The following is a 19732-nucleotide window of genomic DNA, read 5'->3' on the forward strand; positions in this document are numbered from 1 at the left end:
CTGCGCCTTGCCATTACCCAGAAAAACCGGGATCGTGTGCATGCTTTATTAAGCAGGGCTAATTAATGTCCCTCGACCACGCCTCCGCGCTGCGCGCCTTCCGCTTGATCGCCCGCCATGGGAGCTTCACCCGCGCCGCCGCCGAGCTAGAGGTCACCGCCTCGGCCTTGAGCCAGACGCTGCGCCAGTTGGAGGACCATGTCGGCGTGCGCCTGCTGCACCGGACCACGCGCCGCGTCGGGCTCACCGAGGCCGGCCATGCCTTCCTGGAACGTATTTCGCCGGCCCTCAACGAAATCGACGAAGCCATCGATGCCCTGCGCCAGCATGGCGACCGGCCCGCTGGCACGCTGCGCATCGCTGTGCCACAGATGGTGCTCGACCACCTTATCGCCCCTTGTGTCGTCCCTTTTATGCGGGCCTGGCCGGAGGTAAAGCTGGACATCCAGGTCGAGAACCGCCTGACCGACCTGATCGCCGAGGGTTTCGACGCCGGTATCCGCCTGGGCGAGCGGCTGGCGCGGGACATGGTGGCGATCCCGCTGGGCGGGCCGCAGCGTGCCGTGGTGGTCGGATCGCCGGCCTACTTCGCCGCTCACGGTCGCCCCATGCATCCACGGGATCTGGCCGCGCACGACTGCGTGCGTTTCCGCTTCAGCAGCAACGCGATCTATCGCTGGGAGTTCGCGCACCCATCGGGTGCATCCAAAGGGCAATGGTTCGAGCTGGATGTCGATGGCCCCATCACCACCAACGACCCGAGCATGGCGATACGAGCGGCCGTCGACGGCCTGGCGTTGACGCACATGGTGGAGCCCTCGGTGCGCGCCGCGCTGGCCACGGGACAACTGGAATCCGTGCTGGACGAGTGGCTACCGCCCTTCGATGGGTTCTATCTCTATTATCCGAGTCGCTTGCAGGTACCGCCGAAACTGCGCGCCTTTATCGAGCATCTTCGGCAGCACATTGCTGCCAGTCGATAGCTCGACGAGACCCAAGGAACACACCATGGACGATCTTCAGGCTTTCGCCCATCAGGTATTCGAAGCCCAACCGTTCACACGCTACATCGGTGCGGAACTGGCGAGCTGTGGTCCGGGCCATGCGGAGATAACCCTGCGCATCGTCGATCACCTGAAACAGCAGCACGGTTTCGTGCACGGCGGCGTCATCAGCTATCTAGCGGACAACGCCATTACCTTTGCGGGAGGGCTCGCGCTGGCCGGTGATGCGCTGACGTCGGAATACAAGATCAACTACCTGAGGCCCGCGGTGGGTACACACCTGATTGCGCGGGCCCATGCCAAGGGCAAGGGCAAACGTCAGGCCGTCTGCCTATGCGACGTTGTCGCGGTTGGTGACGACGGCACGGAAACCTTGTGTGCCATCGCGCAAGGCACGGTCGTCGCCGCGACGTCATGACGTCCCATCACGAGCGCCAGTGACCGGAAACGTAAATGCCGCTCGGTGCGTAGTAGGCAGGCACCCAGACGCGCGCGCCGTAGGGGCGTGGTGCGACCACGATGCAACCGGTGAGTGACAGGGTCACGCCAGACATAACGGCAAGGCCGAGTCCGATCAGCATGAGTCGACGCATGGCGTTCTCCTTCGGGTGGGTTTGATCCGAAAAACGCCGGTCTCAAAACGGCGATGACGGAAACACCCGAAAGCGATGGCTGCGATTCATGCAAATCGCAGCATCCATTCATGCTGACATGAAGCTTGCACGATCGTCAGCGCGATCCCTCTGCAAGACGTCTTTAACCTGTAGCCGCGCTGACATTCAGCGCACGCGAGTGGGCGTGCGCTACACCTCGATATGGTGCGTCCAGCGCGGCACACCGTGCTTCTGCAGATAGGCGACCAGCGCCTCTTCACCGTAGTAGGTGGGCTTGTCACCCTCCTTATAGCCGAGGACATTCAACTCCGCAGTCACACCAATCTGTTGCTTCGCCGCTTCCACCAGTTGTTCCAACAATGCCGCCTTCTGGCCATCGGTGGCCATGGCGTCAAACACAAGGACGGTGACCCAACGGCCGCCGATCAAAGGTGCTTCCAACAAAGCCAGTTCAATTCGCATAAGGCATATCCTCTCGCCGAACTACTTCCAAATAGGTCCACATCAGCGTGGCGACAACTTCTCCAGCACCGTGCGATAGCGTGCCGCGATGCGGTCTTCGTCACGATGCGTGAAGCCACGCACCACCCATTCGCCGCCCACCATGACGTCACGCACCAACGGCGTGTTGCCGGCGAAAAGAAAGCTGTCGATCACTGAACGTTCGTCGCGCGCGGCGAGTAGCGGCGCACGATCATCGAGCACGAGCAGGTCCGCGCGTGCGGATGCGCGCAGCTCGCCAATGGATAGGCCCGACGCCGTCGCACCACCACGCAACGCGGCGCGCCACAGTGTCTCGCCCACGCTGTCTCCCTGATGGCGGGCAGCAATGTTGCGATGCCGTGTGGACAGGCGCTGTCCGTATTCCAGCCAGCGTAGTTCTTCGACCGGCGACACGGAGATGTGCGAATCGGAGCCGATGCCCAGCGTGCCATTCGCATCGATAAAGTCGGCCAACGGAAACAGTCCATCGCCAAGATTCGCCTCGGTGGTGGGACACAGGCCCGCCACCGCGCCGCTGCGCGCGATCTGCACCATCTCCTTGTCGCTCAGATGCGTGGCATGCACCAGCGTCCAACGCGCATCGACCTCCGCATGGTCGAACAGCCATTCGACCGGTCGCGCACCGCGTGTGGCGAGGCAATCTTGCACCTCACCAATCTGCTCGGCGATGTGGATGTGAATGGGGCAAGCCGTGGCGGCATCGCTGGCAAGCACCTGGCGCAACGCCTCTTCCGGCACGGCGCGCAGGGAATGCAGTGCGATGCCTACGCGCAGCCGATCGCTTTCGTGCGCACGCAGGGCTTCTAGCAGTCGCAAGTAGGACGGTACATCGTGGCCGAAGCGGCGCTGGCGCGGCGCCAGCGGGCGGCCATCGAAGCCACCACTCATATACAGCACCGGCAGCAAGGTAAGCGCGATGCCCGCCTCGCGCGCGGCCTCGATCAACGCTAGTGACATGGCCTCTGGCTGCGCATACGGCGTGCCATCGGGCTGGTGGTGCAGGTAGTGGAACTCGCACACCTGCGTGTAGCCGGCCTTGAGCATTTCCACGTAGAGCTGGGCGGCGATGGCTTGCAGTTCATCTGGCCCGACAGTCGCGGCGAAGGCATACATCGTTTCGCGCCAGGTCCAGAAGCTGTCATCGCTCTTGCCCTTGCGTTCGGCCAGGCCCGCCATTGCACGCTGGAATGCATGCGAATGCAGGTTCGGCATGCCAGGCAGTACCCAGCGCCCCAGCCGCTCGCCCTCGCCTGCCCCAACGCCGGCAAGCATGCCGCCGTCATCCACTTCCAGCAGCGCGTCCGGCGTCCAGCCTTGCGGCGTCCAGACACGATCGGCGGTGTAACGGGTCGCAATAGTGCCTGCCATGACCGGACTCCTGGGAAACAGACATCGAGTGTAACCGACGCCGTCACGTTCACATCGGTGCGGCATAATGTGGCGATGGCCAAGAAAAACCAGGAACACACTCCGAAGCTGCTGGTGCGGCAGGCGAAACCCGCCGATGTGCCCGCACTGGTTGACCTGACCGCCCGCGTCTATACCCCTGAATGGGGGCATGCGGCGGAAATGTTGCGCTCACAGCAGACGCACTTTCCCGAGGGTCAGTTCGTCGTCGAGTACGAAGGGAAAGTCGTCGGTTATTGCGCGACCTTCCGTATCGACGAGGCCACGGCGCTGGCGCCGCACACCTGGATGCAGATCACTGGCGGCGGCATGGCATCGCGCCATCGTCGCGACGGCAACTGGCTGTACGGCATGGAAGTGGTGGTGCACCCGGACTACCGCAACATGCGCATCGGCCAGCGCTTGTACCAGGCGCGCAAACGCCTGTGTACGGACCTGAAACTGCGCGGCATCGTGTTTGGCGGCCGTATTCCCGGCCTTGCCCGCAACCTGCATCGCTATGGCAGCGCAGAGGCTTACGTGCAGGCGGTCACCGAAGGCAAGCGCCGCGATCTCACACTGAGTTTCCAACTCAGCAACGAGTTCGAGGTGATTGGCCTGTTGCGTGGTTACGTGCCTTCCGATTACGAGTCGTTGGGTTACGCGGCGCACCTGGTGTGGCGCAACCCACAATTGCTGGACCAACCGGATATTCCGTCCATTCCGTCCACGCAACGCCTGCCTGACATGGTGCGTGTGGCGTCGGTGCAATACCAGCAACGCCGCATCCGTTCGTTCGAGGAATTCGCCACGCAGGTGGAATATTTCACTGACATCGCGGCGGACTACAACGCGGATTTCGTCACCTTCCCCGAGCTGATTACGTTGCAGTTGCTGTCGATCGAGAACGAGGAACTCTCGCCGGTCGAGTCGATCCGCATGCTCAGCCAGTACACGCCGCAGGTGAAAGAGCTTTTCAGCCGCCTGGCCGTGCACTACAACATCAACATCATTGCCGGCTCGCACCCGACCGAACAAGCCAACGGCGACATCCATAACGTCTGCTACGTGTGCCTGCGCGACGGCTCGATCCATGAGCAGGAAAAGATCCACCCCACGCCGAGCGAGCGTACGGTATGGAACATTACTGGCGGCGACACCGCCGCCACCATCCAGACGGACTGCGGCCCCATCGGCGTGATGATCTGCTACGACTCGGAGTTTCCCGAGGTCGCACGCCATCTCACCGACCAGGGTGCGCTGATCCTGTTCGTGCCGTTCTGCACGGATGTTCGCGAAGGCTACCTGCGCGTGCGCTACTGCTCACAAGCACGCGCCATCGAGAATCAGTGCTACGTCGTGCTCTCGGGCAACGTGGGCAATCTGCCGGGCGTGAACAACTTCGACATCCAGTACGGCCAGAGCTGCATCCTCACACCGAGCGACTTCCCGTTCGCGCGCGACGGCATTGCAGCGGACTCCACGCCGAACATTGAAACCGTACTGTTCGCCGACCTGCATCTGGAAAGCTTGGCCCGTGCTCGTAATGCCGGCGCCGTCCAAAACCTCAAAGACCGCCGCTTCGACCTTTACGAAACGCGCTGGACCCGCAAATCCGAGACGAAATCGTGAGCCACCCGGACGACGAACAGGAGCGCCCGGCATCGACCGCCAAGGGGCGCCTCCAGCAGCTGGCCAATTCGGATCTGTTCTCGCCGGTGCAGTGGCGCCGACGCATCCTGTTCTGGGGCGGTGCCGTGCTGGTGGGTCTGGCGGCGATCGGCTTTGCCCGAGCGGCGGATTGGGCTTTCAACATTTTCCACAGCGTGGTCACGCATAACCGGTACTGGGCGTTCCTGATCACGCCGGCCATGTTTGCGCTGCTGGCGTGGCTTACCGAGGGTGCGCTCAAGCCCACCCGGGGCTCCGGTATTCCACAGGCCATCGCCGCACTGAAGATCGAAGACGAAGGCTTTCGGCGCAGTCTGCTCTCGCTGCGCGTGGCCATCGGCAAGATGGCGTTGACGCTTGCCGCCTTGCTCGGCGGCGCATCGGTAGGGCGCGAGGGCCCGACGGTGCACGTCGGCGCCGGTCTGCTCTACTCGTTGGGACGACGCTTCGGCTTTGCGGAGCCCGCTGCAGCGGGGCGCTTCATCCTTGCCGGTGCGGCTGCCGGCCTCGCTGCTGCCTTCAACACGCCGCTGGCGGGCATCGTTTTCGCCATCGAGGAAATGAGCGGCTCGTTCGAACACCGCATGAGCGGCATCCTTCTCACCGCCGTGTTCGTGGCCGGCCTGGTGTCGCTGGGCGTGCTCGGCAATTACGCCTACTTCGGGCATTTCGATATTGGCCTGCCGTTGGGCAAGGCTTGGTGGGCGGTGCTGGCCACGGGCATCGTGTGCGGCCTTGCCGGCGGTTTCTTTGCCCGCCTTATCGTGCCCCACGACACCGGCTTCCGTGGTTTCGTCGGTCGCCTGCGCGCGCGCCAGCCCGTGGTGTTCGCCGCTGCCTGCGGCCTTGCGCTGGTGCTGCTGAGCCAGCTTACGCACACCGGCCTCTATGGCACCGGTTACGCCCAGGCCAGGGACATTCTGGAAGGCCATACGGATACGGTGCAGAGCTTCGGCGTGCTGAAGTTCATGGGCAATATCGCGTCGTACTGGGCGGGTATCCCGGGCGGCATCTTCTCACCGGCACTCGCCGTGGGCGCGGGGCTGGGCAACAACCTGTGCGCCATCCTGCCGGGTGTAGACCCTTCAGCGGTGGTGCTGCTGGCCATGGCGGCCTACCTTTCCGGCGTCACGCAGGCGCCGCTTACGGCCACGGTGATTTCCATGGAACTCACCGCGAATCAGCAAATGGTGCTGCCGATCATGGCGACCTGCCTGCTGGCGCGTGCCGCTTCATCGCTGTTGTCGCGCAAGCCGGTGTATCGCGCGCTGGCCGATAAGTTGATCGAAGGCTATGAGCGAGAACTGGCGCGCCGCAATGCGGAGGCATCGGCGGACGATAGCGACGATACGCACAACGCGTGGACCGAACTGTCGATGGTGGAAGATCCGGCCACGCCCATCCCGCCGTCAGACGAGCCACCGCACACGCCCACTCCATCCACCGACCATCGAAGCTCATGACGCCACGCTGGGATCACCTGCTGACCAATGCCACGCTTGCCACCTTCGCGGGCGACGCGCCTTATGGTCTGATCGAACGCGGCGCCATTGCGCTGCATGAAGGGCACATCGCCTGGGTCGGCCCACAGGATGCGCTTCCCGCGGATGCCACGACGCAGGCTACGCACGTGGATGATCTCGGCGGCGCCGTGGTCACGCCAGGACTGATCGACTGCCACACGCATCTCGTATTTGGTGGGAACCGCGCGCATGAGTTCGACATGCGCCTCAACGGTGCCACCTATGAAGAGATCGCACGTGCCGGCGGCGGTATCGTCTCGACCGTCAAGGCCACGCGCGAAGCAAGCGAAGACGAACTGTTCGCCCAGGCGCTGCCGCGTGCGCATGCGCTGATGAGCGACGGCGTCACCGCGCTGGAGATCAAATCAGGTTACGGACTCAACCTGGACACCGAGCGCCGCATGCTTCGCGTGGCACGGCGCCTGGGCAAGGCGCTGGGCATCACGGTGCGCACAACCTTCCTTGGTCTGCATGCGCTGCCACCGGAATACCGTGACAACCGCGACGGCTACGTTGCGCTGATGTGCGACGAGGTGTTGCCGACGCTTGCCGGCGAAGGCCTGGTCGATGCGGTCGATGCCTTCTGCGAGACCATCGGCTTCACGCCGGAGGAAACACGCCGCGTATTCGACCGCGCGACGCAGCTTGGCCTACCCGTGAAGTTGCACGCCGAGCAGTTGTCGGACCTCGACGGTGCGGCTCTGGTCGCCCGTTATCAGGGATTGTCTGCCGACCATCTGGAATACCTCAGCGACAGCGGCATCCGCGCCATGGCGCAGGCGGGCACGGTGGCGGTGCTACTGCCCGGCGCGTTCTATGCGTTACGCGAGACCAAGCTGCCGCCCATCACCAGTCTCCGCCATCACGACGTCGCTATGGCCGTTGCGACGGACTGCAATCCCGGTACATCCCCCCTGCTCTCGCTGCGACTGGCTGCAGGCATGGCGTGCACGCTGTTCCGTCTCACACCCGAAGAGGCGCTGCGCGGTGTGACGGTCCATGCGGCCAAGGCGCTGGGTCTCAGTGACCGTGGCACGCTGGAAACGGGAAAGCGGGCTGATCTCGCCATCTGGAACGTGAGGCAGCCGGCAGAGCTGTGCTACTGGATCGGCGGCAACCATGCCCTGCGTAAGCTGTTCGTCGGCGGCGCGGCCCTGCCTCCCAGCACCTGAACGCGCCCGCCACGCCCATAAAAAAGCCCCCGCACTGGCGGGGGCTTTTTGCGAAGCGTAACGGCTTAGGCCGACTTCTTCTTCGGCGCTGCCTTCTTGGCGGCTGCCGACTTGGTCACAGTCGCCTTGCCACCGGCCACGGCCGGCTGCACCGAATGAGCGCGGCTGTTGCCGTAGCTGCCACGATAGGTCTTGCCACGACGGGTCCTGCGATCGCCCTTGCCCATGGGGAACTCCTTGATTCGTTGGGTTGAATACGGCCGACCATCGTATCAGCGACCGCCCAAAGCGCAATAGTTGAGGCCTTTGAGCCCACCTGGCGGATCAGCGTCCCTTAACGACAGGCTGGGCCGGCGCAACCACGTGTGCCATCAGGACAGCTTTCGGCATCGATCTGCACGGTGACATGCTGGACGCCAAAGCGTTCCGCCAACACCTGGTTGATCGCCTGGATGGCCGGCGCGCTGCTGGCGCCATCGTGCAGTTCAGCATGCAGCGTCGCCATGCGCGAACCCGAAGCAAGCTGCCACACGTGCAGATGATGCACGTCGCGAATGGATTCGTCCGCGCCGCGCAGCGCCTCTTCGACGTCGCCAGTGTTCACGCCTTCCGGCACGCCCTCCAGCAGGATGTGCGAGGACCGGCGCAGCAGGCGCCATGCACTGTTGAGGATCAGCAGCGACACCAGCACCGAAAGCACCGGGTCGGCCCAGTTCCAGCCCATCCAGCGTACGAGCAGCGCCGCCACCACGGCGGCCACGGAACCGAGCAGATCGCCCAGCACGTGCAACGTCGCACCGGCGAGGTTTACGTCGTCGTGCGCGTGTCCGTGCAGCGTGCTCAGCACCAGTACGTTCACCACCAGGCCGATCAACGCAACCACCAGCATCATGCCCGAGAGGATGTGCGTGGGCTCGAACAGGCGGGTGATCGCCTCGTACGCGATGAAAGCGACCAGTACGAACTGCGTGAGCGCGTTGACGAAACCCGCCAGCACCTCCAGCCGTCCGTAACCGTAGCTGCGTCGTGCATCCGCCGGTCGGCGGGCGAACCACGCGCCGACCACAGCGAGCAGCAGCGCCAGTGCGTCGATCAGCATGTGGCCGGCATCGGCCACCAGCGCCAACGAGCCGGACCAGAAGCCGCCCACCATCTCCACCACCATCATCAGGGTGGTGAGCACAAAGGCAAAAATCAGCTTCTTTTCCCTACCGGTGACGCCACCATGCGCATGGTCATGACCGTGGGCGTGATCGTGCGCATGACCGTTGGCATGGTCATGATCGTGATGATTGTGGGTGTGCGCGTGCGTGGAGCTCATGCGTAAATGCTAGAAACCCGGGGCCCCGTTACACAATCACGACGCCATTCGTCGCGACTGTCAGTGAGCGCATTGCGGACCATGCACGTGCATGGCGCGATGCGTGCGCAGGTTGACGAAGTGCCCCGCAGCCACCAACAGACCACCGCAGGTGACCATCGCGCTGTGCAAGCCGATCGAATATTTCTCGGCAAACGTCACGCCGACGATCAACAGGACCAGCCCCGGCAGCGCCAGCAATAGCGCCAACGGACGGTGATGGTGGCGATAGCCGCTGATCAGGCTGAACAGCGCGAGCGCGCTGGCAAACATCACAAAACCGCGCTCGAACGCGTGATCGGCCAGAAAGCCGAGCCCGAGTACGGGCAGCAACACGAGCACGAACGGCAGCGCCGCGCAGTGGATGGCGCATAGGAATGACGCCGTCGCGCCAATCCGGTCCGCAAGGGACCACCAGCGCTTCTTGTTCAGTCGGGGAGCTTCCATCGGATCGGGGCCGGAGCGGAGCACATACCGGGCCTTGGAGTGACCCGTTCGACGCATGTTACATTATAACGTCGCGAACGCAAGCCCGGAGAACGGGACCGTTCAGGCGGGCATCCCGGTCAGCTCTTGCGGCAGTTTTTGCAAAGGCCGTGCACTTCCAGCGTCTGCGCCTGCGGCCGGAAGCCGAAGGCCTTGGCTTGCGCCTCGATCAGTTCCGCCACGCGCTCGTCACACACTTCCTGGGCGCTGGAACAGTTATCGCAGATGAGAAACGGCACCTGATGCGCCTCTGCCGGATGGTGGCAGGACACGAAGGCGTTGATGGATTCGAGCTTGTGGATGAAGCCGTGCTCGAGCAGGAAATCGAGTGCGCGATACACCGTCGGCGGAGCCGCATTGCCATGGCGTTCGCGCAGCTGGTCCAACAGGTCATACGCTTTCACCGGCTTGCCGGCGGCAGCCACCAGCTCCAGCACTTCCTTGCGCAGCGGCGTCAGCCGCAGCCCACGTTCCTCGCTGGCATGCTCCACCGCACGAACGAAGCTCTCCGCGTCGTCATGATGATGGTGGTGCGTGTGCGGCTTGTCAGCGGCATGACTCAATGGATTCACCTCGTCGTACATCATACACCGCCACCGGTGTGAGGCTTGCGACGCATGATCGCAAGCGCCTGCTCAGCGCCGTCCTGGAAGCGGTGGCGGCACGGCCGGCGCCTTGGGGCGCGGCCTCACCAACACGACAATCCAGCCGATAGGCCCGAGCACGGCGGCCCAGACAATGCCCTCCACCGTGCGCCCCTTCCACCAGCCGAGCAGCGCACCCACGGCAATGAAGACCACGTTCCACCACAGCAGCGCCACCCACGGCACCATGCCCATGAGATTCAGGAAGATATGCAGGAAGGCATCGGGGCTGTCCGGATCCACTCCCTGCGTTGCCTTATCCAGCCATTGCTCCACGGCAGGTTCGTCCACTGATTACGATAGGCAGATGATGAAGCGTCGGCGGCACGCCTGCATGCCCCTCCCAACACGCACCAGAGCACACTGAACCATGCGCTGTCTGCTCATTGAAGACGACATCCCCACGTCGGACCTGATCCGCGAGGGCCTGGCCGGGGCTGGACACCAGGTGGAGGCCTGCCACGACGGCGCCGCCGGGCTGGACCGCGTCAGCAACGAACGATGGGATCTAGTGCTGCTGGACCGCATGCTGCCCGGCGGCGTGGACGGCCTGGACATCCTCAGCACCATGCGCCTGCGCGACGACCACACGCCCGTGCTGGTGCTCAGCGCGCTCAGCAGCCTGGACGAGCGCGTGCGTGGCCTGCGCAGCGGTGGCGACGACTACCTGACCAAGCCATTCGCCCTGGACGAAATGCTGGCCCGCGTGGAAGCCCTCGCGCGCCGTGCAGGGCAACGGCCGGAACCCGATGTGTTCAGCGTGGGTGACCTCACCCTGGAGCCGCGCACACGACGTGTGTTTCGCAACGGCCGCCCCGTGCTGCTGCAGCCGCGTGAATACCAGTTACTCGAATACCTGGTGCGCCACCAAGGCGAGGTGGTGACACGCAAGATGCTGCTCGCCGCGGTGTGGGGCTTCCACTTCGATCCGGAAACCAACGTGATCGACGTGCAGATGAGTCGCCTGCGCAACAAGATCGACGAAGACGGAGCGCCGCCGCTGATCCGCACCGTGCGCGGCGTCGGCTTCACTATCGGCACCGACGGCGATGACCTGCATGTCGCTGAGTGACTTCCGCCATTCCGTGGTGTTTCGTATGGCGGCGGGCTATGGCGTGCTGTTGTTGGTTTCGGTCGTGCTCATTGCTGCCGTTTTCTATGTTGGCACTGCAGGGCTGTTACGCAGCAATATCGACGAACAATTGCGTAGCCGCACCCGTCACCTGGTACAGGAAGAGCAGCAGCGCGGCATGGATGCCATGGCCAGCGATATCCACGACCTGCTCACCGACAACCAGGACACCGACACCGAGATCTACCTGCTGCTGGACGCGCACGGAAAGACGATCATCGGCAACCTTACGGCGTGGCCCAACGCTGCGGTCGTCACCGACGGCATGCACCAGCTTGAAGTGGATCGACTGGACCACCATTCGCCCAGCCGCCTGCTGACCCACCGCTTTGCCGACGGCAGCACCCTGCTGGTAGGCCGCGACATGCAGGACGTGCGCACGCTGGAGCACCGCATCATGGTGGCCTTCGGCATCGGCGGCCTGTTGGCGCTGTTGCTCGCCGGTGGCGGCGCCATGCTGTTCCGCTCGCAGTTGCAGCGGCAGCTCAAGGCCATCCACCGCACCACCACTGAAATCGCCGCCGGCCGCCTGGACCGTCGCGTCGTCGTCGGGCGCTCGCGCGACGAATTCGCCATCGTGGCCCGTGACATCAACGATATGCTCGACGAAATCGAGCGCTTGATGGACAACACGCGCCAGGTTTCCAACGCCATCGCGCACGACCTGCGTACGCCACTCGGGCGGATACGCGCCGCGCTGGAGCAGGCGCTGCGCTCGCCGCAACGGGAAACCCGCCTGCCCCACGACGCGCAGTACGCCATCGACGAGGTGGACAGCCTGATCACGGTGCTGGACAAGATGCTGCAGATCGCCGAGGCCGAATCGGGCGTGCGACGCGGCAGCTTCGAAGCGCTGCCGCTGGCTGGCCTGTTGGACGATATCGTCGAGCTGTACCAGCCGGCCGCCGAACTGCGTTCGATCACTCTGCAATCCATCGTGGAAGGCAATCCCTGTGTGATGGCCGACCGCCATCTGCTGGCTGGCGTGCTGGCCAACCTGCTGGACAACGCCTTCAAGTACGCGGGCGAAGGTGCCCGCGTCACCATGAAGGCCGTATCCACCGGCGAGTGGGTCTGCATTAGCGTGCAAGACGACGGCCCCGGCATACCGGAACCGGCGCTGTCCCGCGCCACTGAACGCTTCTTCCGGGTGGACAGCAGCCGTCACCAGCGTGGCAACGGGCTGGGCCTGAGCATCGTGGCGGCGGTGGTCGCACTGCATCGAGGCCGACTGACCTTGGAAAACACCTCGCCAGGCCTGCGGGTGGGCATCGAACTGCCCGCCGCCAACCTTTCCAAACCGTAACTGTTGCTGGGCACCTGCCTGCCTTAGGGTGGCGGGGCTTTCCCTGCCCGCCGGCCAGCTCTTAAGCCTCGGGACCATGGAATGTCACCGCGCGGTATCCCACCGCGGCTCCCTCTGTTCCCGTGCGACAAGCCGTAGGTTTCATGAAGAAGCATCAAGGACGACTGATCGCCGGTGGCTGCCTCCTGGCGGCCATTCTGCTGGCCGTGTTCCTGCGTTCCCCCTCCAGCTCGGCGGACACCAGCGCACCGGCTGCCACGGCGCCGAAAGATCCCCAGAACGTCACCATCAACGAGCAGCAGGCTCATCAGGTGCGTGTTGCGCAGATCGTCATGCGCGACTTCACGCCGGGTGTCGACGCTGTGGGTTACGTCGACTTCAACCAGGACCGTCTGGCGCAGGTCAACTCGCCCTACGCGGGACGCGTGCGCGAGGTGTTCGCCAAGGCTGGCGATGCGGTAAAGCGGGGCCAGTCGCTGTTCTCCGTGGACAGCCCGGATCTGGCGCAGGCCGAAGCCACGTTGGTTGGCGCCGCCGCTTCGCGTGTGCAAACCACCGCGGCGCTTGAGCGCGCCAAGGGCATGGCGCAGGCGCAAGCCAATGCACCGCGCGATGTCGAACAGGCGGTATCGGACCAGCAGACCGCCGAGGGTAATTACCAGGCGGCACGACGCGCACTGCACATCTTTGGCAAGAGCGACGCGGATATCGACCGCATTGCCGCCACGCGACGCGTGGACGGCGAGCTACGCATCGACAGTCCGATCGACGGCCACGTCAGCGCACGCACGATCGCTGCTGGCGATCTGGTGCAGCCGGGCAACAGCCCCGCACCCTTCACCATCTCCGACGACGACAGCCTGTGGCTGGTCGCCAATGTGAGCGAGGACGACGCCACCCAGGTACATGTGGGTGATGTGTTGAGTGCGACCTTGCCCGCGCTGTCGCAACAGGCCATCAAGGCTACCGTGGACTATGTGGGCAACAGTTCTGATGCCGCCACGCATCGAGTGACATTGCGCTCGATACTGCACACGCCGCCTCAGGGCCTGCGTCCGCAAATGCTGGCGAACTACCGCATCTTCACCGCGCCTCCCGCGCGTCACGAAGCCGTGCCCGCCGATGCGGTGGTGCGCGAAGGCACCGGCGCCATGGTGGTGTTCACCACGTCCGACGGGTTGCGCTTCACCCGTTGCCCCGTGCAGTTGGGGCCACCACAGGACGGCTACTACCCCGTGCTATCCGGCCTGCCCGCTGGCCAACGCATCGCAACCGAAGGCGCGCTGTTCCTCAGTAACGCGCTGGCACTGCAATCGCAGTAAGCACCGCAAATCTCATAAGGACCGAATGTGTTTCGTGGTCTTGTCGCTTTCGCGCTGACCCGCCGCGCCATCGTGCTGATGGCGCTGGCGGCGTTCACTATCGCCGGGCTGGTGGCATACGCCAAGCTCAATATCGAGGCTTATCCCAACCCCGCGCCGGTGATCCTGGAAATCACTGCGCAGGCACCTGGGCTTTCCGCCGAGGAAATGGAGCGCACCTATACGCGTCCGATGGAAGTGGGGCTGGCGACCACACCGGGCGTGGAAAGCATCCGCTCCACCTCGTTCTACGGTCTGTCGTTTGTGCGCGTCACCTTCAAATACGGCACTGACTACTATTTCGACTACACGCAGGCTGCGCTGTCCTTGCAGCAGAACGTAACCCTGCCCAACAACGTGCAACCACAAATCCAGGCATCCAGCCTGGTCGGTGAGGTCTTCCGCTATCAGTTGGTTGGCCCGCCATCGACGAGCCTTACCGAGTTGCGCACCCTGCAGGACTGGGTGGTCACGCGCCGCCTGTTGTCAGTGCCCGGCATCGCGCAAGTGGTGACCTGGGGCGGCACCACCAAGGAGTACGACGTTGAGGCCGACCTGCACAAGCTGCAGGGCTACGGCATCACCCTGCCCCAGCTCATCACCGCCATCGGCAACGCCAACAGCAACGTCGGCGGACGTACGATCAACATCGGCCAACAGTCGGTGAACATCCGCGGCGTCGGCTTGGTCAAGGACGTCGACGACATCGGCAACATCGTGCTCAACCAGTCCAACGGCACGCCGGTGTTGGTAAAAGACCTGGCCAAGGTTGAGGTGGGCTCCGTGCCGCGCTTGGGTCGTGCCGGGCGCGACAAGCAGGACGACGTAGTTACTGGCATCGTGGTGATGAACCGTACGCTGCAGACCAATGAAGTGGTGGCACGCGTCAAGGAAGAGGTCGCAAAGCTCAACAGCGACGGCACGCTGCCGGCAGGCGTAAAGCTGGTGCCCTTCTACGATCGCTCCACGCTGGTCTCGGTGACCACGCACACCGTACTGCACAACCTGATCTTCGGCTGCCTGCTGGTGTTCCTGATCCAGTGGATCTTCCTGGGCGACCTGCGCAGCGCCATCATCGTCAGCGCCAATATTCCAGTGGCGCTGTTCTTCAGCATCATCATCCTTGTGCTGATGGGCGACTCGGCCAACCTGTTGTCACTGGGCGCGGTGGACTTTGGCATCATCGTCGACTCGGCGGTGATCCTGATCGAAAACATCTTCCGCAACTTCCAGAAGAGCCGCGAAGAACAACACGAGATATTGCACGAAGCCGCGCAGAGCGACCTGGGCACCTATATGCGCGGCGGCGCCACCCACGGTTGGACCGATCGCCTGCGCTTGCTTTTCATCAGTGCCATGCAGGTGGATCGCGCGGTGCTGTTCTCCTCCGCCATCACGGTCGCGGCCTTTATTCCTTTGTTCACTATGCAGGGTGTGGAAGGCCAGATCTTCAACCCAATGGCGCGCACCTATGCCTATGCTTTGACCGGCGCACTCATCGCAACCTTCACTATCTCGCCCGTGCTGGCCTCACTGCTGCTGCCCAAGCACGTGAAGGAAACCGAGACGTTGTTCGTGCGGGCCATCCGCCGCGTCTATACACCGGTGCTGCGCTGGGCACTGGAACGTCGCCGCACCACCGTGGGCCTGGGCGTGGGTTTTCTGCTGCTCGCCGCCCTGCTGTTGACGCGCGTGGGCACCGAGTTCCTGCCGGCATTGGAGGAAGGCAACCTGTGGATACGCGCCTCCATGCCGCCCACCATTTCGCTGGAGGCCGGCCAGGACAAGGTGAACGAGCTGCGCCGCATCCTGCTCACCCATCCCGAAGTGGTAACGGTGGTGTCGCAGCATGGCCGCCCCGACGACGGCAGTGATGCCTCCGGCTTCTACAACGTGGAGCTGTTCGTCCCACTCAAGGCGCAGGACGATTGGCCCAGCGGCCACACCAAGGAAAAGCTGGTGGCCGACCTGCAACACGAATTCGAGAACGCGCTGCCCGGCGTCGAGTTCAACTTCTCGCAGTACATCCAGGACAACATCGAGGAAGGACTGTCCGGCGTGAAGGGCGCCAACTCGGTAAAGATCGTCGGGCCCGAATTGCCCGAACTGGAACGCCTTGCCGACCAAGTCATGCACCAGATGCAGCAGGTGCGCGGCATACAAGACCTTGGCGTTTTCCACGTATTGGGCCAGCCCAATCTCAACATCACCATCGACCGGGCCAAAGCTGCGCGCTACGGGCTCAACACGGGCGATATCAACGCCGTCGTGCAAGCGGCGGCCGGAGGCACGTCGGCCAGTACCGTGCTGGAAGGTGATCGCCAGTTCGACCTGGTCGTACGCCTTGCCCCAAAGTACCGGCGCAGCATCGAGGACATCGGCAACATCCAGGTGGGCTACAACCTGCCCAACGGTGGCACCGGCTACGTACCACTGCGCGACGTCGCCAAGATCAGCCTCGATACCGGCGCCTCGTACATCTATCACGAACGCAACGAGCGTTTCGTGCCGGTGAAGTTCAGCGTCCGTGGTCGCGACCTGGGCGGCACGGTGGCGGATGCCCAACAGCGCATCGCCGAACACGTGCCGCTGCCACCGGGCTACCATTTGGTGTGGGCGGGCGAGTTCAATGATCTGCAGCAGGCCAAGCAACGCCTGGCCGTGGTGTTGCCGATTGCCATGGGCTTGATCCTCGCCCTGCTCTTTGCCCTGTTCAACTCGTTCCGCGACAGCCTGCTCACACTGGCGGCCATTCCATTCTCCATCGCCGGCGGCATCATCTCGCTGTACTTCTCGGGATTGGATTTCAGCATCTCCGCCGCCATCGGCTTCGTGTCGCTGTTCGGCGTGTCAGTGATGAACGGCATTCTCGTCATCACCTACTTCAATCACCTGCTATTCACCGGTTTGTCTCCGGTGGAAGCAATGGCGCAGGCTGCGGAGCAACGCATGCGGCCGATGCTGATGACCGCCTTGTCAGCCTGTATCGGCCTGCTGCCGGCGGCGCTATCCACTGGCATTGGTAGCCAGGTGCAGCGCCCGCTCGCTACCGTGGTGGTCGGCGGCATGCTGATCGGTCCCGTCATGCTGCTGGTCGTGGCGCCCGCGCTGCAGGTACTGGTGGTGGAGTGGTCGCATAAACGACGGAAGCGTCGACACGCAGGAGGCACGCCATGATCCGCGCCGGAAACACATCGCGCTGGTATGTGCTCGCTGCTGCATTGACCGCTTGTGCCGGCTGCGCCGTCGGTCCCGACTACCAGCGGCCCACTACGCCGACGCCAACGCAGATCACACGCCAACCGCTCGCATCTACGGCGGGCAGCGCAAGCGGTGCATCCCAGCAGTGGTCCTCCAACGAGGCCATTGCGAAAACCTGGTGGGAGGTCTTCGGGTCGGATGCACTCAATCGCCGCGTCCAACGCGCGCTTGCGCACAACCCTGATCTCGACGCCGCCACCGCCGCGCTGAAGCAGGCGCAGGAGAACGTAGCGGCACAGCGCGCCACGTTCTTTCCCTCCGCCCAGCTCAATTACTCGCCATCCCGTCAGCGCGATGCCGTGGGCACACTCGCGCCGACGCTCACGTCGAACGCGACCTACTACACGCTACACACCGCCCAGCTCAACATCAGCTATGCGCCTGACGTATTCGGACTCAACCGACGTACCGTGGAATCGCTGCAGGCGCAGGCCGACAACCAGCGCTACCAACTGGAAGCAGCGCGCCTGACCCTGGCTGCCAACGTGGTGAATGCGGCCATCCAGGAAGCCTCGCTGCGTTCGCAGATCGAAGCCACACAGGCCGTCATCGACGCGCAGACGAAAGCGCTGACGATCCTGCATGACCAGGCGAAGTTAGGTTATGCCTCCGGGCTCGACGTGGCTGCTCAGGAAAGCGCGCTTGCGCAGGCTCGCCAATCGCTGCCGCCACTCGAAAAACAGTTGGAACAGAACAGGGACCTGCTTGCCGTGTTGTGCGGCGACACGCCCGACCAGGCCGGCGCACCCGAGTTCGACCTCGAACACCTCACCTTGCCGGTATCACTACCGCAGGCTGTGCCCTCGCAACTCATCACACAGCGCCCCGACGTGCGCGCCGCCGAGGAAAGCGTGCACGACGCCAGCGCCCAGGTTGGCGTAGCCCTGGCCAACCGCCTGCCGCAGTTCACACTGTCGGGTGCCTACGGCGGCAGCTCCACCTCGTTCACCCACATGTTCACCGACAACAACGTGTTCTGGACGCTGGCCGGCAGCGTCAGCCAGACCGTATTCGACTTCGGCGCGCTCAAGCACAAGCAGCGCTCCGCGGAAGCTGCCCTTCAACAGTCCGCCGCGCAGTATCGCGGCGTTGTGCTCGGCGCGTTCCAGAACGTTGCCGATACGTTGTATGCCATTGACAGCGACGCACGTGCTCTCGCCGCTGCCGACGATGCCGAGAAGGCCGCTTCGCGCACGCTGACGCTTACGCAGAAACAGCAGCAGCTTGGCTACGTGAATGTGCTGACGTTGATTAATGCGCAGCAGGCGTTTCAGCAGGCGCGCATTTCACGGGTGCAGGCGCAGGCGGCGCGACTCAGTGATACGGCGGCGTTGATTCAGGCGTTGGGGGGTGGGTGGCAGGGTTCGGTGGTGTCGAACTGAGCGTTTTGCGCTTCGGCGGGGCGCCGCTCCTGATTTTTCATCGGCTTGAATGCACGTGCGGAACGCCTCAGTACTGCTCCCTCGCCCCTTCGGGGAGAGGGTTGGGGTGAGGGGTGGGTGCTCGCCACACTGTTTCGATGAAACCGTCATCCCTGCGAAGGCAGGGATCCAGGTTCGTCGGTGGTCGGCTGTCGCCTCGTGCGTTACCGCGACCTGGCCGCTTACGCAGCAGGCGTTTCGATCGTCTGCCGACGACGCGAAGCTAGTCCCGTGGGACGCTCGAGTCACTTTTCTTTGTTGGCCCAAAGAAAAGTAACCCAAAGAAATGGCCTGACAAGCCAACGCCCGCAGCATTCCATGGGGATAAGCCCGAACAGGTGAGGCGGTTTGTTGCTTGGCCACCTTTGCCGCTACACAGCGGATACGTCGGAGCGTTTCGCAACGCGCCGATGCGGAGAGGACTGAAAGCAGGCTTCGCTACGCTTCCCGATCGCTGAGGCTAGGGAAAGTGGACGCTACGCTTTCCTATCGTCGAGGCTGGGTAAAGGGAGCGCTACGCTTTCCTACCACTGGAGCAAGGTAAAGAGGTCGCTACGCTTCCCGACCGTTGTGGAGAACTCGCCACGAAACGGCTTTGCTTTTCCCTTCTGCCTCGACTTTGTGCCCTGGAGCAGGAGCAACGCGACCTGCCGCGATGCGATGTGCAGCTCCGCTGCACGAGCCTTCGGCTCGGCGCTTTTGATCGTCGGGCCCCCTGTGCGGCGGTGAGGGGTGGACGATCAGGCCCGCAGGGGGATCGGCATGGATGCCGATCCCTTTTCGCCAGGGCAGGATGCCCTGTCGAAAAGCCCGGCCGCCCCTCACGAACTGGCCGGCTTCACCGGCCAGCGCCAAGTGGGGGTGCCCTTTCTTTGGGTTACTTTTCT

18 protein-coding genes are annotated in these 19732 nt (G+C 63.7%); 10 read left to right on the forward strand and 8 right to left on the reverse strand.

Features of this window, described 5'->3' with window-relative positions; translation table 11 throughout:
- Positions 1-65: 65 nt before the first annotated feature.
- Positions 66-983, forward strand: coding sequence for a LysR family transcriptional regulator (locus DyAD56_RS19540; protein ID WP_102304505.1), 918 nt, complete (start codon positions 66-68; stop codon positions 981-983).
- A gap of 25 nt (positions 984-1008) precedes the next feature.
- Entirely contained in the window at positions 1009-1422 is a 414-nt protein-coding gene (locus DyAD56_RS19545; protein WP_102304506.1) for a PaaI family thioesterase, read from the forward strand.
- A 7-nt stretch (positions 1423-1429) separates the two neighbouring features.
- Here the strand turns inward: DyAD56_RS19545 and DyAD56_RS23975 are convergent, their stop codons facing one another.
- The 3 genes from DyAD56_RS23975 to DyAD56_RS19555 form a co-directional block, all read right to left on the reverse strand.
- The gene (locus DyAD56_RS23975) at positions 1430-1597 is read right to left on the reverse strand and encodes a hypothetical protein (protein ID WP_158241395.1); all 168 of its coding nucleotides are present in this window, start codon (positions 1595-1597) and stop codon (positions 1430-1432) included.
- A 210-nt stretch (positions 1598-1807) separates the two neighbouring features.
- Complete coding sequence (locus DyAD56_RS19550) at positions 1808-2080, reverse strand: hypothetical protein (protein ID WP_102304507.1); 273 nt, start codon at positions 2078-2080, stop codon at positions 1808-1810.
- Positions 2081-2122: 42 nt separating this feature from the next.
- Positions 2123-3490: a formimidoylglutamate deiminase gene (locus DyAD56_RS19555; protein ID WP_102304508.1), complete on the reverse strand. Its 1368-nt coding sequence runs from the start codon at positions 3488-3490 to the stop codon at positions 2123-2125.
- 75 nt (positions 3491-3565) lie between these two features.
- Between DyAD56_RS19555 and DyAD56_RS19560 the strand changes: the two genes are divergently transcribed.
- The 3 genes from DyAD56_RS19560 to hutI are packed head-to-tail and all read left to right on the forward strand — an operon-like array spanning position 3566 to position 7874.
- Positions 3566-5140: a carbon-nitrogen hydrolase family protein gene (locus DyAD56_RS19560; RefSeq protein WP_102304509.1), complete on the forward strand. Its 1575-nt coding sequence runs from the start codon at positions 3566-3568 to the stop codon at positions 5138-5140.
- On the forward strand, positions 5137-6642 hold the full coding sequence (locus DyAD56_RS19565; RefSeq protein ID WP_102304510.1) for a chloride channel protein: 1506 nt from the start codon (positions 5137-5139) through the stop codon (positions 6640-6642). The genes DyAD56_RS19560 and DyAD56_RS19565 overlap by 4 nt, the downstream gene beginning before the upstream one ends.
- Positions 6639-7874, forward strand: coding sequence for an imidazolonepropionase (gene hutI / locus DyAD56_RS19570; RefSeq protein ID WP_102304511.1), 1236 nt, complete (start codon positions 6639-6641; stop codon positions 7872-7874). Before DyAD56_RS19565 ends, hutI begins: the two co-directional genes overlap by 4 nt.
- Before the next feature lie 65 nt (positions 7875-7939).
- On the opposite strand, the gene DyAD56_RS19575 is transcribed toward hutI, so the two are convergent.
- From DyAD56_RS19575 to DyAD56_RS19595, 5 genes are all read right to left on the reverse strand, one after another.
- Positions 7940-8101, reverse strand: a complete 162-nt coding sequence (locus DyAD56_RS19575) for a 30S ribosomal protein THX (RefSeq protein ID WP_019465635.1) — start codon at positions 8099-8101, stop codon at positions 7940-7942.
- Positions 8102-8208: 107 nt separating this feature from the next.
- Positions 8209-9195, reverse strand: a complete 987-nt coding sequence (locus DyAD56_RS19580) for a cation diffusion facilitator family transporter (protein ID WP_102304512.1) — start codon at positions 9193-9195, stop codon at positions 8209-8211.
- A gap of 60 nt (positions 9196-9255) precedes the next feature.
- Positions 9256-9681, reverse strand: a complete 426-nt coding sequence (locus DyAD56_RS19585; RefSeq protein ID WP_102304513.1) for a MerC domain-containing protein — start codon at positions 9679-9681, stop codon at positions 9256-9258.
- A gap of 119 nt (positions 9682-9800) precedes the next feature.
- Positions 9801-10307, reverse strand: coding sequence for a transcriptional repressor (locus tag DyAD56_RS19590; protein ID WP_102304514.1), 507 nt, complete (start codon positions 10305-10307; stop codon positions 9801-9803).
- Between the two features lie 48 nt (positions 10308-10355).
- Positions 10356-10655, reverse strand: coding sequence for a hypothetical protein (locus DyAD56_RS19595; protein WP_309445736.1), 300 nt, complete (start codon positions 10653-10655; stop codon positions 10356-10358).
- A 79-nt stretch (positions 10656-10734) separates the two neighbouring features.
- Here DyAD56_RS19595 and DyAD56_RS19600 point away from each other — a divergent pair, with 79 nt between their 5' ends.
- The 5 genes from DyAD56_RS19600 to DyAD56_RS19620 all read left to right on the forward strand — a co-directional run bounded on the left by DyAD56_RS19600 (position 10735) and on the right by DyAD56_RS19620 (position 18806).
- Positions 10735-11436, forward strand: coding sequence for a response regulator transcription factor (locus DyAD56_RS19600; RefSeq protein ID WP_102304516.1), 702 nt, complete (start codon positions 10735-10737; stop codon positions 11434-11436).
- The gene (locus tag DyAD56_RS19605) at positions 11423-12802 is read left to right on the forward strand and encodes a HAMP domain-containing sensor histidine kinase (protein ID WP_158241396.1); all 1380 of its coding nucleotides are present in this window, start codon (positions 11423-11425) and stop codon (positions 12800-12802) included. Before DyAD56_RS19600 ends, DyAD56_RS19605 begins: the two co-directional genes overlap by 14 nt.
- A gap of 143 nt (positions 12803-12945) precedes the next feature.
- Positions 12946-14124 (forward strand): efflux RND transporter periplasmic adaptor subunit, encoded by a 1179-nt coding sequence (locus DyAD56_RS19610; RefSeq protein WP_102304518.1) that lies wholly within the window; start codon positions 12946-12948, stop codon positions 14122-14124.
- Between the two features lie 27 nt (positions 14125-14151).
- Entirely contained in the window at positions 14152-17340 is a 3189-nt protein-coding gene (locus tag DyAD56_RS19615) for a CusA/CzcA family heavy metal efflux RND transporter (RefSeq protein ID WP_102304519.1), read from the forward strand.
- Entirely contained in the window at positions 17337-18806 is a 1470-nt protein-coding gene (locus DyAD56_RS19620; RefSeq protein WP_102304520.1) for an efflux transporter outer membrane subunit, read from the forward strand. The genes DyAD56_RS19615 and DyAD56_RS19620 overlap by 4 nt, the downstream gene beginning before the upstream one ends.
- Positions 18807-19732: the final 926 nt, after the last annotated feature.

This window comes from Dyella sp. AD56 (assembly GCF_002878475.1).
Taxonomy (GTDB): Bacteria; Pseudomonadota; Gammaproteobacteria; order Xanthomonadales; family Rhodanobacteraceae; genus Dyella.

Coding starts and splice junctions, on each gene's coding strand:
- DyAD56_RS19540 (WP_102304505.1), top strand. CDS start 66: ATGTCCCTCGACCACGCCTCCGCGCTGCGCGCCTTCCGCTTGATCGCC.
- DyAD56_RS19545 (WP_102304506.1), top strand. CDS start 1,009: ATGGACGATCTTCAGGCTTTCGCCCATCAGGTATTCGAAGCCCAACCG.
- DyAD56_RS23975 (WP_158241395.1), bottom strand. CDS start 1,597: ATGCGTCGACTCATGCTGATCGGACTCGGCCTTGCCGTTATGTCTGGC.
- DyAD56_RS19550 (WP_102304507.1), bottom strand. CDS start 2,080: ATGCGAATTGAACTGGCTTTGTTGGAAGCACCTTTGATCGGCGGCCGT.
- DyAD56_RS19555 (WP_102304508.1), bottom strand. CDS start 3,490: ATGGCAGGCACTATTGCGACCCGTTACACCGCCGATCGTGTCTGGACG.
- DyAD56_RS19560 (WP_102304509.1), top strand. CDS start 3,566: ATGGCCAAGAAAAACCAGGAACACACTCCGAAGCTGCTGGTGCGGCAG.
- hutI (WP_102304511.1), top strand. CDS start 6,639: ATGACGCCACGCTGGGATCACCTGCTGACCAATGCCACGCTTGCCACC.
- DyAD56_RS19575 (WP_019465635.1), bottom strand. CDS start 8,101: ATGGGCAAGGGCGATCGCAGGACCCGTCGTGGCAAGACCTATCGTGGC.
- DyAD56_RS19580 (WP_102304512.1), bottom strand. CDS start 9,195: ATGAGCTCCACGCACGCGCACACCCACAATCATCACGATCATGACCAT.
- DyAD56_RS19585 (WP_102304513.1), bottom strand. CDS start 9,681: ATGGAAGCTCCCCGACTGAACAAGAAGCGCTGGTGGTCCCTTGCGGAC.
- DyAD56_RS19590 (WP_102304514.1), bottom strand. CDS start 10,307: ATGATGTACGACGAGGTGAATCCATTGAGTCATGCCGCTGACAAGCCG.
- DyAD56_RS19600 (WP_102304516.1), top strand. CDS start 10,735: ATGCGCTGTCTGCTCATTGAAGACGACATCCCCACGTCGGACCTGATC.
- DyAD56_RS19605 (WP_158241396.1), top strand. CDS start 11,423: ATGTCGCTGAGTGACTTCCGCCATTCCGTGGTGTTTCGTATGGCGGCG.
- DyAD56_RS19610 (WP_102304518.1), top strand. CDS start 12,946: ATGAAGAAGCATCAAGGACGACTGATCGCCGGTGGCTGCCTCCTGGCG.
- DyAD56_RS19620 (WP_102304520.1), top strand. CDS start 17,337: ATGATCCGCGCCGGAAACACATCGCGCTGGTATGTGCTCGCTGCTGCA.